The organism is Leptospira bouyouniensis, assembly GCF_004769525.1.
GTDB classification, from domain to species: Bacteria; Spirochaetota; Leptospiria; order Leptospirales; family Leptospiraceae; genus Leptospira_A; species Leptospira_A bouyouniensis.
Map to the genome: position 1 here is coordinate 303,942 of NZ_RQFT01000007.1, position 17,103 is coordinate 321,044.

Consider the following 17,103-nt stretch of genomic DNA (forward strand, 5'->3'; position numbering starts at 1 on the left):
CCACCATTGTATCTAAAAGATATATTTATCAGCTATATCTTTTAGATACAAATTGTCAATCTATATTTATTGGTTTTTTTATAAAAGGGAATACATTATTGTTCGACACAATATAATTGGAGGGAACTATTACAAGTGAATGTATTAAATCCTATTGAGGAAGACGTTACGGAACCCGTATCACCACCGTAACCAGAAGATCCAGATGCAGTCCATCCAGAACAATCATTTCCATTATTAGTCCAATTTGGATTCAGACCAGTCCAAGCAGTAGCACTTGTGCCAGATACGGCAAAATTAAGATTAAATGTAAATAAAGACACATTATTAGATGTCGCTACAAGGTCGGTTCGATTTGTCCTATAATAACTTGCGTTAGGCTTGATTACCCAATCAATTTGACCATCACCAACGTTTGCTGTCACTGATGCTCTTCGTAAAGAACTGAAGTTGTCTCCCACCATAGCTTTACATACTTTACCACTTGGACAATTTGCATTTGTTTGGCAAACGTTGTCGACACCTGAGACACCGCCGAAAGTTCCAGGTTGGCCAACACTTGTTACAAATATAATTTTATCATTGTCTTCAATATCTACCTGAAGCACTTTTTCATCAATTCGAAAAGAAGTATCATTGGAAGTGGGTACAAATCGAATCAAAGTGGAATGTGTGCCATTGATTACGACATCATTAACTGCAGTGATATTGATATTCCGAATTTGATTCCAATTTGATTTATTAAATACAAAACTTGTTTGTGAAACAAAAACATAGGAAGGATTATTAACAATTACTTGGACGTTCACATCTTCTTTGGGCTCTGTTCCCAAAAACATTCCGACTACGAAAGAAGATCCATTTGATGAAGTCCCACCGGCTTCAGTCAAAGACAAGAAGTTATGGCTTAAGTTGATTCCTGGTTGGTTAACAATCTGGAACCCGGTATAACAAGGATGTATCTTTTGCCCCGTAACATTTAAAATGATAGAGGTTTCAAAATAGGACTTTGATTCAATATCGCAAGTATTGTTGAATGATTCGTTTTTGCATAAAACTAACCCAAACAAAGAAAAAAAAACTATGAATCGCCTAACCCGTAAAAAGAACGAAAAATAATTATGTTCATCCATTATCAATTCGATTTTAAACAATAATTTTTAACTAAGGATGGATTGAAATCCAAATATTAAATTCAAGATTTTCACAAATTAAATTCTATATAAATTAATGCTGAATTTCCAAATTCCTTGCTAAAATCAATTTTTAAAAACTTAAGGTGCTCTATTTTATATATTGATAAAGTATCGAATCGTTATTAGTAAAATTGTTTTTGTAATGTTTTTAATGACGCTAGTTTTCTAACTAAGTTGCGAAATTGTTTAACAAGAAAATAAATCGAACCATAATGTATTCGTTACGAACATATGGAATTACATATAAAACATCAGGTGCGATCGAAAATGCAAATACATTAGAAATAATGCATATTTCAATGTATATACAAACATACATTATTTAAAAAAGATGGAATAAGATTTTAAATAGAAAATTCGAATTTCAATCAAAATGATGATTGATTGTTCGTCGTGAGAGAATTTAAAAAAACTTTCATTAGGTTATTAATGGCAAGTTTTGTTGTCTCGTCATGAATTTTACCATCTGCAGATACTTTGGCTTTGACTCCCGAGATCAAAAGATTTGTCTCGTCCGATAGTTTTGCACCTATCGTTTTTAGAACCAATAGCAAAGATTCATGCGCTTTTTCTCCAACCGAAGCCGCTGTAATCAATGCAACTGGTTTATCCGTAAACACTACGGACGATACTGCCCACTCTATTGCATTCTTTAATACTCCAGGAATACTAAAGACATATTCTGGAGAACAGATGAGGATACCATCGGCCGCGTCTACTTCTTTTAAGAATTCTTTGACGATGGTTGGAATTTCTTCATCTGTTAACCCAGATGAGAAAAAAGGAAACTTGTCGATGATATCATAAATGATGATATCACAGTGCATAGAAAATTCAAATTTTAAGTTTTGAAGTATTTTTTTATTATAGGAAGTGGGACTTATTCCACCAGACAAAGCTAAAAGTTTTGGTTTTGGATTTAATTTCATGGATTAAATACTGATCCCTAAAATTTTTTTAGTTCCATCTGGTTCCTTAGAATAAGAGAATAATTTTAATATCGAAAATTTTTCATACCCATTCTCTTCTGTTTGGTATTCCCAAAGCCAACCCCAAAGACTACCACGTTTGACAAAACCTCTTTCTAATTCTGTTTTCTCTTGGTACAAAATTCCTAATAATACATAAGTTGAATATTGTTTATCCGATTTAGTTTCATTATGATAATAACCTATACCTAAAAGAGCTAACTCGGTCATCTCCTCATTGGATTTTGAATGATAATATAAAAATGGACCAATCATCTTTGAAGATTCATCTGTTGTTGTCATAATCCTGAAAAGTGGGAAAAAATTAACTGTTTTTTTATAAGTTGTATAATCGTACCCTAACCATAAAACAGTGAACCGGCTTAATTCTTTTGGTGTTTTCTCTATACTCCACAGTAAATTTCCCAAACTTTTGAACTTATATTTTAATTCAGTATTTTCAGATTCGAGTAAGTATAAAAAATTATAATAATGACCATCTTTTTTCCAATGGTAATAGTTTAACAAAGTGAAAGTTCTAAATTCATTCTGATTCCAGAAATTGAAAGAAAGTGGTATAATGGAAAAACTAGAATCAGAAAAATAAAATGGAAAAACAAGTATATGAGAAAGTTTTTCTTTCGATGTTTCATTTTGGTTATTATTTTGAAGGGAATGATCATTAGATTGTCTCCACTCCCAATCGATGAACCATAACAAGTTTGTTCGCTTCTGAGTATTCGTTTGATTTCGATAATAAAATGGAGTGATCCAAATTGTTGTTTCTGATTCCTTTTTATAATTTCGAATCTTGTCATAAGAAATCCACAATGGCCAGATTAAAAATTCTTTTCGTTCAAAGTTTTTCCATATTGTTTCTTCATAAATAGAGAATAATGTATAATTTTTATAAGTGGATTTTGATTCATTGGTTTCATTCTTTTGGATATAAAAAGGTAAAACTCGATGCCCAGAATATATATCTGAACGATATACATTGACAAATGGCCAAAAATATGATCTTTCACTTAGATTGTTTTCTTTATATTCTTCCTTTATGTAAAAATTTAATAAATACGAAACTAATTCAGAATTTTTTTCTTTTTGTTTTCCATACAAAGGAAATAAAATTTTGTATTCTAAATCATCTGCAACATAACTAAACCAAATCGGGAAAAATGGAGGCAATAAAACCACTTCATCTTCTGAAGAGTCATCCCAAGTGAACCAGGCAAGAGGCAATAGTCTAATATGTTTTTTAGTATCAGCTTTTTCATAAGAGAAAATACCAAACAAAAGCTGATAACCTATAAATTGATCACTATTTTCTCGATTAAACTCTCTTTTACGTTTTAATTCTGGTTTTTCAGAATTTGAATCGTTTCTTTTTAAAATGTTACCTTTTAAGATTTTAGTGCGCTGAGAAATTCCAACTAGATTATAAAACAAACCAAAATCATAGTCTAAATAAACATTGCCGTCATTGGTTGCTAAATCTGCATTTACATCATGTACTTTGGTGTACCAAAATAAATTGATATGATAATCTTCTTCGTTATCTTTCATATTTAGGTAAATAGGAAAAATAAAATCAATTTCCTTTTTGGGAGACACATAACTTCCAATAAAGGGAAAAAATACAAATAATCTCTCTTCTTTTGTTTGGTCTTTCGAATAATATACTGGCCCCAACCAATATTCATTTAAACTGGAACGAAAATTTTGATAGTACAATAATAATGGCAAAAATAAATAATTATCTTTTGAATAATAGAATATGGGAGTTAGGGATAACTCATGTAATCCTTTATGGTTTGTCGTCTCGTAATGAAGTATGGTGAATAGGCGAATGTATCGATTTTGATTTTCATTTAAATTTTCTTTGTTGTGATAATATAAAATTGGTAAAATGGGAAAACCTAAGATGTTTTGATTTGAACTTTGTTTTTGATAAAACAATGGAATTGCAGTGATATAGGAACTATTTGTATCATATCCCCAAAATACGAATGGAAATACTGATTTTTGAATGGAATCATTTTCTTTTGTGATATTGACATTGATTATTCTTTTATATTCTCTTTTGTCTTTTTTACTTTGAATGTGATGGTAAAAGGGAAAAACTGTTTTGGATTTCGAAAGTGGATAATCATAATAACGGTAAAAACCTAATGCATGAATAGAATAATGATCTTTCCAATCTTCTATGTCATAGAATATATTACTTGCTTTGTATTTTGCACTCCTCTCGCTACCGTAAATTTTTGTTTCTTTTTCACTTTCTAAATCTGACCAAGTTTTTGCAGAAACAGTGTCTGTAAAAAACAAAAAATAAATCAATGAAACTCGTAGTAAAGAATTCTGAAGAAACTTTGGTCTCATTTTTTCCTGATCTATTTAGTCTCGAATTGGTAAAGAAATTATCTTTTTGTTTTTTTGCGGCAAAAATTCATACATGATCACGGATTTAGGATTCGGATTAGATTTTGTATAATTGAAATCCATTTGTGATAATAAAATTGGTTTTGAAGAAGGATACATTTGGCCAATTTGTTTTTTACCTTCACGATCATACAAAGGAATCACCGATTTTGAAATGGAACGGTAAGGTAAAAATGTTGTGATTGATTTTAATCTACCTATTTCATCGTAAATATAATCATTATAAGCCAATACAATTTCTTCTTTCGAGATGATGACTCCTTCAAGTATGTCTTCTGTAAATTCGTATGTACCTTTCCCTAACCCAACGATAAAAGCAGTCCCTGTGGATGCAACATAGGCAATCCCAAATGCTGCCAAAGTCACTACATTTGCTGAAGCATATACTGGCATATAAATAGGAGAGTTATCTGCTGCTCGCCGTATATCATATTCAGAATTATAATGATGCCAAAAACGAAATCGTTTCGACATACTATTTGCATAGTAAATAGGATAGTTGATGTATTCTTCCGGTTTTAAATTCATCGATTTGTCATCAACTAAAATGGCGATACTCCGAAGAATTTTCTGAGTTTCCTTATCTTTTAAAATAGCATAATAGATTTTCCCAGGTTTGCTTTGCCGATCTTTTTCCTTAAAAATAGGCAATAGAAATTCGTTAAAATCCAAGATTTCGGCATACACTGGCGCCGACATAGATTGCTTTAGATTTTCTTTCGGGATTATGACTTCCTTCGTAGAACACCCATTCAATGATAGTATACTAACAAATATCAAAATTTGTTTTTTCATAGGTAATTTGGAAATGATTCAAATTCCTAAACAAAGAACAATCAAATTTTTATTGAATCTAATGGCAAAAAAGTAGAGACTTTAGAAATCTATCAATCTAATCAATGATAATATTTTATAGCAATCCCCCCATTTACGTAGAACATAATGAGTGACCAATATCGGTCGTCTAACATTAAAAAGCAAATTTGATTTTTAAGAATAAAAATCAATATAAATAACGAATATGATTCTTGCGATAAAAGAAAATTAGGAAGTAATTTGCGTTTATATAATGTAATGCAGTATATATATTATGTTTTTCACATGATGCGAATTAGTCGAATGGACTTGGGAATCATAGATAAACAAAAAAACTCAAATTTTGGAATGCTCATTTGAATTTCACAGTCAATTTACAACCTTTCGTAAAACAAATGAAGATTTAAACCTGAAAAGATCAGAAACATTTCACTTGGCAATGGAAGGGAAACCTGCCAACATGGATGTGAACATCGATTAGAACGAAAAACCCAGCGTTTCAAAAGGTATAGCGAGGATCAATCGATCACCTTTACCATTCGGTAGAAAAGTTAGGATGTTAGCAGAGTTTTAGTCTGGAAAATGACAGAATAGTGGAATCTTTTAGAATCTTATTGGCACCGATGGAAGGTCTCTTAGACTTTCGATTACGTGAAATTTTAACTGAAATTGGTGGTTATGACGAATGCGTGAGTGAATTCATTCGAGTCAATGATACACTTTTACCTCCTCATCGGATTTACCGATATGTGCCAGAATTACATCACAATAGCCGTACTTTAAGCGGCATTCCTGTCAAAGTACAGTTGTTAGGTTCAGATATCAATTGTATGGCCGAAAATGCGAGTATGGTCGCAACCCTCGGCGCTTACGGCATTGATTTAAATTTTGGGTGCCCAGCTCCAACAGTGAACCGTAATCGTGGTGGTGCCGCCCTTTTAAAAGAACCAGATCTTATGTTTTCGATTGTGAAGGCAGTGAGGAAAGCAGTTCCTTCCCATATCCCTGTGACCGGGAAAATGCGATTAGGATTTGATTCCACCGAACAAGCGCTTGATTGTGCAAAAGCATTAGAAGATGGTGGTGCAGAAGAAATCGTTGTACATGCGAGAACCAAAACTGACGGCTACAAACCTCCAGCTTATTGGGAATGGATCCAAAAGATTATCGAAACAGTAAAAGTACCTGTAGTCGCCAATGGAGAAATTTGGACAGTAGAAGATGCTACTCGATGTAAGGAAATGTCTGGTTGCAAAGACATCATGATTGGACGAGGTGCTGTTGCTAACCCTTCACTAGCTCGGATGATCCGGGGAATACAAATGGAACCAATGACTTGGAACGATACCAAAGGAATTTTACACAAATATTGGAAGAAGTTGGAATTGAATATGGATACCACAAGTCGTGGTGGCCGCATTAAACAATGGTTACATTATTTATCGAGACAATATTTAGAAGCCGAAAAAGACTTTGAAATTGTAAAACGATTTAGAAATATCGATGAATTTGAAACTTATTGGAAGGATCATAAATAAAAAGAAATTTCTTTTCATATTTTCTACTTGTTAATATTTCAAAATTGGAAAAGGCAATCCATTATGGTATCAAATTGTCTTCCAAATCTCAAATTTCAGTTTTTGTCATCGATGACCACCCGATTTTAAGAAAAGGACTCCAAGCTGAAATCGAATCTGACTCTGGATTTAAATTTGTTGGATCAAGTGATTCCATTCACGATGGTTTGAACCGAATGAAATTTAAAACCGTAGATGTATTGATTATGGACATCTCACTTAAAGAAGAAAATGGGATTAATGAGTTAACAAATGTAAAACAAAAATTTCCCACTTTGAAAATTATTTTTTTACCATGCATCGCGATTGGGAATATCTACAAAAAGCAGCCAATTTTGGAGCAGATGCATACATTCTAAAAACGGAAACTTCGATTAATATTCTGAATACAATCAAAAGTGTATACCAAGGTAAAAAAATTTTTCCACACAAAATTAACAACTTACAAATTGAATTCACAGAAACCGATGAACTATTAAAGAAACTAAATACTTTGTCAAAACGCGAATTAGATGTTTTACATGAGCTGAAATCTGGAAAACTAAATAGAGAAATTGCTGATGAACTCCAAATAAGTATCCGTACAGTTGAAACACATCGTTCTTCGATCATGCAAAAATTAGAAATCCGTTCCACTTTTGCATTTGCAAAAATGCTCAACCTCCTCCAATCAAAGAATTTATTTTAATCAATTTAAGACTTTATCCGTACGAATACGGATTGGACATAACAAACTACGTAAAAACCGATATAGTATCTTTTTTGTATTTTGGATAAACTCAAAGTTAGATTCGAAACCAAATCGATAAGGACTTCATTGAACTCAATTGTTTTTGAATTTTAAACGAAATAGGTGAAAAAAAATTGAAAGGCCTATTTTCAAAATTCTTCATATTGATTTTGGCATTCTTAATGTTTGAATGTCAAGAAAGCAATAACAATGATTCATCTGATTTAATTTTTGGACTGCTTCCTTCATTTATTAACCAATCTTCCAACTATACGATTGGTGGCACAATTTCAGGGCTTGTAAAATCAGAATTAGTTCTTCGAAATGATTCAGGCGAAGAATTACAGGTCGCATCAGGTGCTAGAAGTTTTACTTTTACAACGAAAGTAGCAGGTGCTTACAATATTACAATATCAACACAACCGAATGGGCTTCCTTGTACAGTGAGCAATGGAAGAGGAACTGCAACAGCAAAAATCTCGAATGTAACCATCACTTGTGGTTCAGACGGTTCTTTGTGGACTAGCAGAACTTTACCAACTTCTGTTAATTGGCGATCAGTAGCTTTTGGTAATGGAGTTTTTATTGCCGTTGCGTTCGGTAGTAATATTGCGACAACTTCACCGTAAAGTAAGTTTCAGAATTGGAAATCCCACAACTATCAAATATAGTGGTTCCCTTGGGATTTGCCAATAATCAATTGCAAACGACAGTTACTATGAAAACGATTACTTCTGTTCAATGAATGGAAGTAATATCGTAAATCTGATTCCACCTGAAGGCTTATCAGTTAACAGAAGCTCACCTCCATGTGCTAACACAATTTTTCGCACAATGGATAGTCCTAATCCCGCACCAAAAGGTTTTTTGGATTCGATTTTTGAATTCAATACTCTACGTTTCATTTCTTCACTCATACCTGGCCCATCATCTTCAAATATCATATAGAGTGTTGAATTTTCTGAATGAATGGAAAACATAAATTCGGAGACATTTGACCCTAAGTCTAAACTATTTTTTGCAATGTTAATGCAAAGTCTTCTCATCCTAAGTGTATCAATTTCTATGAGAATATTTGTGGAGGTATTAGTATGTCGAAATTGAATTTTACTATTTTGAAATAAAATAGAAAGATCATCAACTATACTCAAATAAAATGTTTTTACATCTGTTAGTTTTAAATCCAAAACAATATTTTTTTAGAATACTCTAGAATATCAAACGAGAGATTTGATAAAATATCGATTTCATGTTTAGTTTGTTTTAATACAATCTCTTGGCGTTTTGAATGTACATCCAATCACTCTAAATTTTTTCGGATCAACATCACATGATTTCCAATATCGTGAGCAATTTCTGAAGAAAGCTCACCAATGACTGCGTACTTCTCAAGATCATGTCTGTTTAAATTTTGAACTGAAAGTACCAATGCGTAGGTAATCGATTTTGCCCAATCCAAATCAGATTCACCCATAGAAAACTGATTTGTAGGGAAATCAAGCACCATCTGCAATATTCCATTATGAATGAGAGGAATCATCACTCTGCTATCTCGATAGATTGGTTCGTTACATAAATATAAATAGTTTCTCCTTTTCCAATTTTAGATGTTAAAATTTCCAAGGCAGACTTTGCAGCATCTACATCATCTTTTGATGACATAATTTTTTGTGAAGAAACAACTAACTGTTTCATTTGAATGGATAATTCTTCGGAAGCTAATAATGAGTTTGAATATCGTTTCGAAATAATGATTGAGTGAGAAAAAATTAAAAAAATCTGACTATATGGAACCAGATAAAATCCATCTACCATTCCGAAAGTAACCAAAGTATCATTGATGTTTGCAATCATGATCACCACATAAGTTACAAAAAGACCAACTGCATCTTTTTCTTTTTTTATCACTGCCAATAACAATAGGAAGAACCAACATGGCACAACAGTTAAATAAATATATAATAAGATATAGTTTAAAAAAAACGCATATACTGAATTAGGTGCTACCAAAGTCAAATAACACATAATATAGAGTGGAGTATTAAAATATTTCCCAAATCGTTTCCAAAATAAACTTGGAATCATTCTGTATAAAAAGGCGTATAAAACTGGTTCAGTAGAGAATGCAGAAAAATATTCGATCCGATTCAACAAATCCCAGGAAAGATCATCTGTAAATAAATGGCCTAATCTCTCTCCAGTCGTCAAAGCCCTCAATAAAATCATAAGACAATGGATCGAAAACAAAAGAGGAGTAATATCTGTTTTGCGACAGTAAAAAAAGATGATGTTGTAACATGCCATCAGTGCGGCGGCAATACAAACAGCTACAGTAAAATTAATTCGTCTTTGTTTTTTCTGAAAAACGATTTCTGCATTCCCAATTAAAATGGGATACCTATACCCACCCCATCGATTGTGAAAGTTGGAAACATGGAGTTTAAATTGATAATTTTTGTTCGCAGGCAATAAGATTATTTGTGGTTTGTATTTTGGATGTACTTCGTTCTTTGTGATTCCGATCTTTCCCACTGATGTGAGAATTTGATCATTCACGTTAAGTTGATAAGATGTCCCAATATCTGGTATAAAAATAGCAAGGTCTGATCGAATATTTTTTTGATGAACCTCTAATTCATATGTAGCATATCCATAACTCTCAATTAGTTCGTTACCAAATCGAGTTTCGTTTCAAACTGAAGGAGATAATTTCCATATTAAGGTTTCTGTTTCTTTCTTTCGACTCCCTTCGGCTCCAATGAATTGTTTCCAATAAAATTTCCATTCCCCTGAAAGTGGATAAATGGTTTCATCATCAAAAGAAACATCACTGAAATCAAGAACACCTTCTTTAGCGTCAATTCTGTTATGAATTGACTTGGGGTGTTCGCAACCAATCCAATAAGCAAAGACGGAATGATAATTTTCGATTTCAATGTTTGTTAGGTGTAGCTTTCAAATTAAGAGAGTCAATATTTTTTCATCTTCCATTCTTCGTTAGTTTTTTTCCTTTCAAATCCTAGGATCTGTCTGAATTTATTCCTATGTTCGATTCCTTTACAAGTTCCGAAATCCTTTCTGGCATGATCACTCCTGCCGTCCTTGTTTCTGCCTGCGCTAGTTTGATTTTTTCTACCGCTAACCGACTTGGGCGAATATTTGACCGAGTAAATCTCTTAAAATCAGAAGTGGAACTTTTGTTAGATGGAAAAAGAAATTATCAAAAAGAAAGATTGGTTTATTTGCGCCACCAACTTTCAGTTCAAAAAAAGAGAGCTGTCCTTATCCAACGATCGATGGCATTTTTATATTTAGCGACTTCTTTATTTATTATTTCCAGTTTAACCTTGGCGTTTACACTTGCATTTGCAAAAAACCAAACTTGGTTCGCAACCATTGTCGCCATCCTAGGTGGAGTTTGTTTATTTGTTGCAAGTGCCTTACTTTTTTATGAAAGTAGGTATAACCTAACTTTCATCAATCGACAAATTGAGTTCGTAGAATTTTTGGAGCGAGAACTCCAAGAAAAATAAAATTTCACATTCTGAAACAAAGCCCAAATCAGAGATTTTTATTTTCCATTTGGGCAGCTTGTATTGATTCAAATTCAAATGGGTTTTGTTCTAAATTTGGATCCGCACCAGGGATCCGTAGGGCTTGGTCTTCGGCGGTCATAGGCTAGCCGAAGACGGGAGCGTGAGCGGACCCCGAAGAGAGCCCGCCCGGGTGCCCTAAGGCATAACTATGAACTTATCGGAAAGAAAATCTTGGGTTTTCGGAATGGGCGTGCCAAAAAAAGTAAGTTGTGGTAAAGGGAACCTATTGGGCGGTGGGTCTAGTTCCCCACCCTCAAATCGGGCGGGGAAAGTGTACCCGCGTGCCTACGCCCTTCGACCCTCTTTTGTAACAAATCTGACAAAAAAAAACGATTTTCCTGTCACCTCGGCTTTCTAGAACGGTAAGTAAAAATTAGATTCGGAAATTCCTTCATGAGAGAAATCAAAACTGTCACGATTTTAGGTGCCAACGGAGCCATGGGTTCTGGAAGTGCAGGCGTCATTGCTGCCTTCGGTGGTGCTAAAGTCCATATGCTCGCTAGAGATGTTGAAAAAGCAAAACAGGGTATCGAAGCCGCTGTCGCATCCGTCAAAACGGATACAATTCGCGCTAGAATGATCCCTGGTTCCTACGATGCGGATCTGGAAAAAGCTGTCGCAGAGTCAGATTGGGTATTCGAACTCGTGGCGGAAAGTTACGAAGTCAAAGAACCGATTAATACTCGTATTGCAAAGGCTCGCCGTCCGGGAACCATCGTTTCCACTGTGTCTTCTGGACTTTCGATCGGTCGTTTGGCAAAAGCTTACGACGAAGATGGCCAAAAACATTACTACGGAACCCATTTTTTTAACCCTCCTTATAAAATGATCCTTTGTGAACTCGTCACTCACTCAGGGAATGATAAAAAAGTTACACAAGCGTTAGGTGAATACTTAGAAAAAGTACTCGGTCGTGCTGTTGTGTATACAAACGACACTCCTGCTTTTGCTGGAAACCGTATTGGATTTCAGTTGATGAATGAAGTGGCTCACTTTGCAGAAAAGTATGCTGATAAAGGTGGAATCGCCCTTATGGACGAAATCATGTCAGGTTACACTGGACGTGCGATGGGACCACTGGCAACGGCAGACTTTGTGGGACTAGATGTCCATAAAGCGATCGTAGACAATATCTATGACAATACAAAAGACGAAGCTCACGAAACATTCAAACTTCCTGGTTACTTCCAAAAGTTAATCGATGCCGGTAAACTTGGTATGAAATCTGGTGGTGGTCTCACAAAAGTTGTGAAACATCCTGACGGAAAACGTGAGAAGTTTGTTTACAATATCAAAACAGGTGAGTACGATCCGTATCCAAAATTTGATATTCCATTCATCAAAGAAGCTCGCCAAAAAATCAAAGACTCTGACTACAAAGGTGCAATGGACGTTGTGAAAAACGCATCTGGTTTTGAAGCAGAAATCGCACGTTACTTCATTTCACGTTACATCAGTTATTCGCTCTCTCTCGTGGGAGAAGTTGTGGATACAAAAGAAAACACGGACGGAGCGATGGGTTTTGGTTTTAACTGGGTTCCTGCGTCTGCGTTTGTTGATTTCCTTGGTGGACCAAAAGAAACAATTAAGTTAATGGAAGCGTCTAAAATTCCAGTTCCAAAACTTTTAAAAGATGCAAAAGAAGGCAAAAAGTTCTACGAACTCGGCGACAAACTTGATGCAAGGTCTCTCTTCAAAGGTTAATTAGGAGTATCATATGAGTGAAAAAGTATTCGTATTAGGCGGAGAACAAACCGACTTCCAAAGGAACTGGACAAAGGAAGGAAAAACCTTTATGTCCATGATGCGTGAAGTATTAGATGATGCTCTTGAAAAAGTTGGCATTAGTTATGATGAAATCAAACGATTGAACAAAGAGAACCGTGTTGCTGTCTTTGTTGGTAACTTTGATGCAGAACAATATGCGAACCAAGGACATTTAGGTGCTTTTTTAACAGAAGTAAACCCTGCCCTTTTTGGTGTGCCTGGTGCTCGTTACGAGGCAGCTTGTGCTTCTGGTTCCGTTGCCCTTGATGCAGCCATCACACATATCCGCGCAGAAGATTACGATCTAGCGATTGTTCTTGGTGTGGAAGTGATGAAAACTGTTTCTTCTTCTGTAGGTGGTGACTTCCTTGGAACTGCTGCATATTATGATAAAGAAGCGAAAGGAGTGCAATTTCCTTTCCCTAAACTTTTCGGAAAACTTGCAGATGTAATCTTAGAAAGATACGAACTCAAAGAAGAACGATTTATGGATGCACTAGCTGAAATTTCTCGTATCAACTACGCAAACGCAAAACGTAACCCAAAAGCACAAACTCGCACATGGTTCATGAACAAAGAACATGCGATGGCTCGTGGTGGTGCAAACAATATGGCTGTAGGTGGAAGGCTTTGTATCACTGACTGTTCACAAGTAACAGACGGTGCTGCCGTAACCATCCTTGCATCTAAAGACTACACGAAAGAATACGCTAAAAAAACTGGCCGTAAAATCGATGACATCCCTCGAGTAAAAGGATGGGGTCACCGAGTAGCACCAATTACTTTTGAAGCAAAAAAACAAGAATCCGTTGGAGATAAATACATCCTTCCATGGACTCGCCAAACGGTAAAAGATGCTTACAAACGTGCTGACCTAGACGTGAAAAACATTGATGTGTTTGAGACACATGACTGTTTTACTTCTTCTGAGTATGCTGCGATTTCTGCTTTTGGAATCTCAGAACCTGGAAAAGAACACATCGCAATTGAAGAAGGAACGATTGACTTCGGTGGTAAAAAACCAATCAATCCATCCGGAGGGCTTATTGGAGTGGGTCACCCTGTGGGAGCATCTGGCGTTCGTATGATGCTCGACCTTTACAAACAAGTCACAAATACTGCAGGTGATTACCAAGTGAAAGGAGCAAAGAACGGTCTTATGCTCAATATTGGTGGATCAGCTACGACGAACTTTGTGTTCATCTTAGGAAAGTAATCCAGTGAGCTCGCTGAATACAGAAAAATGGAATCGGATTTTAGTCCGGTTCCTTCTTGCCTTTTCGTTTTGGGAAGCAGTATCCATCCCTCTTCGTATGTTGTTTTTTGCAAAGTTTTACTTTGATCCAACATTGAAATTGATGTTTGTTCCCATAACAGATGTTTTTTGGTTAGGACCTGTATTCAGCGACTTAACATTCACTCTCGCTTTTGGATTTCTTTACGCACTGATGAAAGAATCCTTACCACAAGGTCTTGTAGGTGGTTTTCTTATGGGTATCTTAGTTTCCATTCTTGGATTCGTATCACCCATGTTATGGACATTATCTCTTACAAACTTTGCACCAACAGTTCTTGTATGGGTTTGGGTTGCTTATTATTCACTGTTTACCATTTCTACTGCTGTGATTTATTCAGTAGGTTGGAAAGAGGATGAAGAATAAGGATTTGATTTTATATTTTCGCTGAGAGGGTATCGAACGATCCACTTGTAAAGCTTTCAAAAGGAACTCCTAATTAAAAGCCGATCCTTTTACCGTTAATACTTTCCTGAAAACCTACCACCAAACATCAGGTATTTTATTTCCTGCAAATTTCTCCAGACAAATCAGTCCCTGGAGCAATTGTATTAAAGACAGTCCCATATTTTTTTATATTTTCATGTAAAAGATGCAAACGGTCATCCGACTCGTCCGTATCGACAATAATCTTGTAACGTATTGATTCCATTTTTGGAGGAACATCTTGTCTGATTCCATCCACAATGACTTGGATTCCCTTGAGTTGGAAATGAAGGATTGGTGTGACCCGTTCCACACCTTTGATGATACAAGCGGATAAAGCGGAAAGTAATAACTCTGCTGGATTAAATGCATTGGGATTTCCCTGCATATCTGTATCTAAAATAATTTCAGCAGACTTACACCGAGAAAAACTAGAATGCGCATCTGCTCTGGAAGTCTCTACATGAAAATTCATTTTTGGTTTTAAATCTGATGTTGCCATAACAAAATCCTTTTTGTGATATCTCGATAGCTAAAATTGAAACCGAAAAGCAACAGAATCGAGCCTATCTGCTACCTTCTCCAAATTGGAAATCGATTCCTCTATCGCTGCAACCGTTTGTTGTTGTTCGTTTGCCGCAGCGGACAATTCTTCGACGATTGAAGATGTATGCGTCATTTGATTTTGAATTTTTTCCATATTGGATAACACATTTGATGACTTCTCTTGTGTTCCTTCGGTTGAACTACTGATCTTTTCCGAACTTTCTTTTGTGACCACAGAATTTGTCAGAATTCTTTCCATTTCAGTTTGAACGGTTTCAAATTCATTTGATCCTAGTTCCACTTCTGTTAATCCTTCTTCAATGTCTGAAACGGTTTGTAATATCTTTGTTGTAAGATCATTGATGAAAACAGAAATCTCTTTTGCAGATTTTTTCGATTGTTCTGCAAGCAGACCTACTTCACCTGCAACCACTGCAAATCCTTTCCCTGCATCGCCTGCCCTCGCAGATTCAATCGAAGCGTTTAACGAAAGCAAGTTGGTTTTTTCAGAAATGGCAGCGATGGTTTCTGTAATTTTACGAATTGCTTTGGTTTTTTCTCCTAAATCTTTGATCGATTCAGAAGTTTTGAAGATCTGATTTTTTGCCTTAAAGAATTGTGCCATTGCTTTGTCGGAACGATTCTTCCCTTCCATTGCAATCTGATGGGCGGTAGTAGATTCTAGTTTTACCGCTTTTGATTCAGAACGTATACTTTGGATATGATGGTTGAGTGCATCCATTTGGTGGAGTATACTTTCTGAACTTTCTCTTGTTACATTACTAGAATCAGCAAGTGAATGCATCGCAAGGGATAACTCTTGGAAAGCAACATGGATATGTTCGACTGCTTTTGTAAGTCCTTTGATTTGTGTTTTAACAATTTCAGCATTACCGATGAGTTGGGATATCATTCCGCGAAACTCATATTGAGTTTTTTTAAGGAGTTGAAGGACTTCCGCATAATCACCACCATTCTCCAACTCGACATCAAATTTCAATTGACCTTTGTACAAATTTTTTAAGTATTCAATGACTCTCAAAAAGGAATGTCTATTTTTTGTGATTTTCCAATACCCTAAAGATGAGATAAGAAAAAAAATAACAAATCCAATTCCAGTTAATAATGGTTTTTGATTATCAGGAATGCTAAGAACATTCATCAAAGAAAATACTATCAATAAAAGCAAACTAACGATAGTTTGAATTAAATAAATTGATTTAGAAGAAAGACCAGACAATAACCCAATTCGCAAATCCTCTTTCCACTTCCCAGAATTCATCTTTGCATAAAGAATTTCTGCTTTTTCAATTTGTGATTTGGTCGCTTTTGTGCGAACTGACATGTACCCGATATGTTTTCCGTCTTCATAGATAGGAGATACATTGGCATCTACCCAATAATAATCTCCATTTTTGCATCGATTTTTAACGAGACCAACCCATGAATTCTGAGCTTTGATAGTGTCCCAAAGGTCACGGAATGCTTCCACAGGCATCTCTGGGTGGCGGATGAGATTATGAGGTTGTCCAATGAGTTCTTCTTGCTTATAACCACTAATTTTTAGGAAGTCTTCATTTACATAAGTAATGATGCCTTTTAAATCAGTTTTGGATGTAATCTTTGTTCCTTCTTGGAACGTAACTTCGTGGTTTGTGATAGGTAGATTCTTACGCATACACTTTTGGTTCCATTTTTGGAGACATGGTTGAAAGTATTTAGGCAAAGCCCGTAACAGGCAAGC

Annotated in this window: 17 protein-coding genes; 8 read left to right on the forward strand and 9 right to left on the reverse strand. The window is 35.2% G+C overall.

The genetic code is table 11. The annotated features are described in order from the left end of the window. Positions 1-95: 95 nt before the first annotated feature. The 4 genes from EHQ43_RS07515 to EHQ43_RS07530 form a co-directional block, all read right to left on the reverse strand. On the reverse strand, positions 96-1,133 hold the full coding sequence (locus EHQ43_RS07515; RefSeq protein WP_135770565.1) for a DUF1554 domain-containing protein: 1,038 nt from the start codon (positions 1,131-1,133) through the stop codon (positions 96-98). A gap of 431 nt (positions 1,134-1,564) precedes the next feature. Then, entirely contained in the window at positions 1,565-2,125 is a 561-nt protein-coding gene (locus EHQ43_RS07520; RefSeq protein ID WP_135770567.1) for an NADPH-dependent FMN reductase, read from the reverse strand. 3 nt (positions 2,126-2,128) lie between these two features. Then, positions 2,129-4,546 (reverse strand): LA_1737 family protein, encoded by a 2,418-nt coding sequence (locus EHQ43_RS07525; RefSeq protein WP_135770569.1) that lies wholly within the window; start codon positions 4,544-4,546, stop codon positions 2,129-2,131. Between the two features lie 15 nt (positions 4,547-4,561). Then, positions 4,562-5,305 carry a hypothetical protein gene (locus tag EHQ43_RS07530; protein ID WP_244242694.1) on the reverse strand — a complete coding sequence of 248 codons (744 nt, stop codon included), beginning with the start codon at positions 5,303-5,305 and terminating at the stop codon, positions 4,562-4,564. Between the two features lie 740 nt (positions 5,306-6,045). Here EHQ43_RS07530 and EHQ43_RS07535 point away from each other — a divergent pair. The 4 genes from EHQ43_RS07535 to EHQ43_RS07545 all read left to right on the forward strand — a co-directional run bounded on the left by EHQ43_RS07535 (position 6,046) and on the right by EHQ43_RS07545 (position 8,358). Next, positions 6,046-6,960 carry a tRNA dihydrouridine synthase gene (locus EHQ43_RS07535; protein WP_135742402.1) on the forward strand — a complete coding sequence of 305 codons (915 nt, stop codon included), beginning with the start codon at positions 6,046-6,048 and terminating at the stop codon, positions 6,958-6,960. A gap of 74 nt (positions 6,961-7,034) precedes the next feature. Further along, positions 7,035-7,358, forward strand: a complete 324-nt coding sequence (locus EHQ43_RS19710) for a response regulator (RefSeq protein ID WP_244242695.1) — start codon at positions 7,035-7,037, stop codon at positions 7,356-7,358. Continuing rightward, positions 7,295-7,687 (forward strand): response regulator transcription factor, encoded by a 393-nt coding sequence (locus EHQ43_RS19715; protein ID WP_244242696.1) that lies wholly within the window; start codon positions 7,295-7,297, stop codon positions 7,685-7,687. Before EHQ43_RS19710 ends, EHQ43_RS19715 begins: the two co-directional genes overlap by 64 nt. A gap of 224 nt (positions 7,688-7,911) precedes the next feature. Next, positions 7,912-8,358, forward strand: coding sequence for a hypothetical protein (locus EHQ43_RS07545; protein WP_135770573.1), 447 nt, complete (start codon positions 7,912-7,914; stop codon positions 8,356-8,358). A gap of 99 nt (positions 8,359-8,457) precedes the next feature. Here the strand turns inward: EHQ43_RS07545 and EHQ43_RS07550 are convergent, their stop codons facing one another. The 3 genes from EHQ43_RS07550 to EHQ43_RS07560 all read right to left on the reverse strand — a co-directional run bounded on the left by EHQ43_RS07550 (position 8,458) and on the right by EHQ43_RS07560 (position 10,285). Next, positions 8,458-8,916: an ATP-binding protein gene (locus EHQ43_RS07550; protein ID WP_135770575.1), complete on the reverse strand. Its 459-nt coding sequence runs from the start codon at positions 8,914-8,916 to the stop codon at positions 8,458-8,460. Positions 8,917-9,029: 113 nt separating this feature from the next. Next, the gene (locus tag EHQ43_RS07555; RefSeq protein ID WP_135770577.1) at positions 9,030-9,269 is read right to left on the reverse strand and encodes a hypothetical protein; all 240 of its coding nucleotides are present in this window, start codon (positions 9,267-9,269) and stop codon (positions 9,030-9,032) included. Continuing rightward, the gene (locus EHQ43_RS07560) at positions 9,269-10,285 is read right to left on the reverse strand and encodes a 7TM-DISM domain-containing protein (RefSeq protein ID WP_135770579.1); all 1,017 of its coding nucleotides are present in this window, start codon (positions 10,283-10,285) and stop codon (positions 9,269-9,271) included. The genes EHQ43_RS07555 and EHQ43_RS07560 overlap by 1 nt, the downstream gene beginning before the upstream one ends. Before the next feature lie 488 nt (positions 10,286-10,773). On the opposite strand from EHQ43_RS07560, the gene EHQ43_RS07565 reads away from it, so the two are divergent. From EHQ43_RS07565 to EHQ43_RS07580, 4 genes are all read left to right on the forward strand, one after another. Continuing rightward, complete coding sequence (locus EHQ43_RS07565; protein WP_135741029.1) at positions 10,774-11,262, forward strand: DUF2721 domain-containing protein; 489 nt, start codon at positions 10,774-10,776, stop codon at positions 11,260-11,262. Positions 11,263-11,718: 456 nt separating this feature from the next. Beyond that, entirely contained in the window at positions 11,719-13,029 is a 1,311-nt protein-coding gene (locus tag EHQ43_RS07570; protein WP_135634062.1) for a 3-hydroxyacyl-CoA dehydrogenase NAD-binding domain-containing protein, read from the forward strand. Positions 13,030-13,042: 13 nt separating this feature from the next. Further along, on the forward strand, positions 13,043-14,308 hold the full coding sequence (locus tag EHQ43_RS07575) for an acetyl-CoA acetyltransferase (RefSeq protein ID WP_015676506.1): 1,266 nt from the start codon (positions 13,043-13,045) through the stop codon (positions 14,306-14,308). A 4-nt stretch (positions 14,309-14,312) separates the two neighbouring features. Beyond that, a complete protein-coding gene (locus EHQ43_RS07580; protein WP_135770581.1) occupies positions 14,313-14,753 on the forward strand; it encodes a hypothetical protein in 441 nt (146 codons plus the stop codon). Between the two features lie 136 nt (positions 14,754-14,889). On the opposite strand, the gene EHQ43_RS07585 is transcribed toward EHQ43_RS07580, so the two are convergent. Continuing rightward, positions 14,890-15,315, reverse strand: coding sequence for an OsmC family protein (locus tag EHQ43_RS07585; protein WP_135770583.1), 426 nt, complete (start codon positions 15,313-15,315; stop codon positions 14,890-14,892). Between the two features lie 30 nt (positions 15,316-15,345). Further along, positions 15,346-17,037 (reverse strand): methyl-accepting chemotaxis protein, encoded by a 1,692-nt coding sequence (locus tag EHQ43_RS07590; protein ID WP_135770585.1) that lies wholly within the window; start codon positions 17,035-17,037, stop codon positions 15,346-15,348. Between the last annotated feature and the right edge of the window lie 66 nt (positions 17,038-17,103).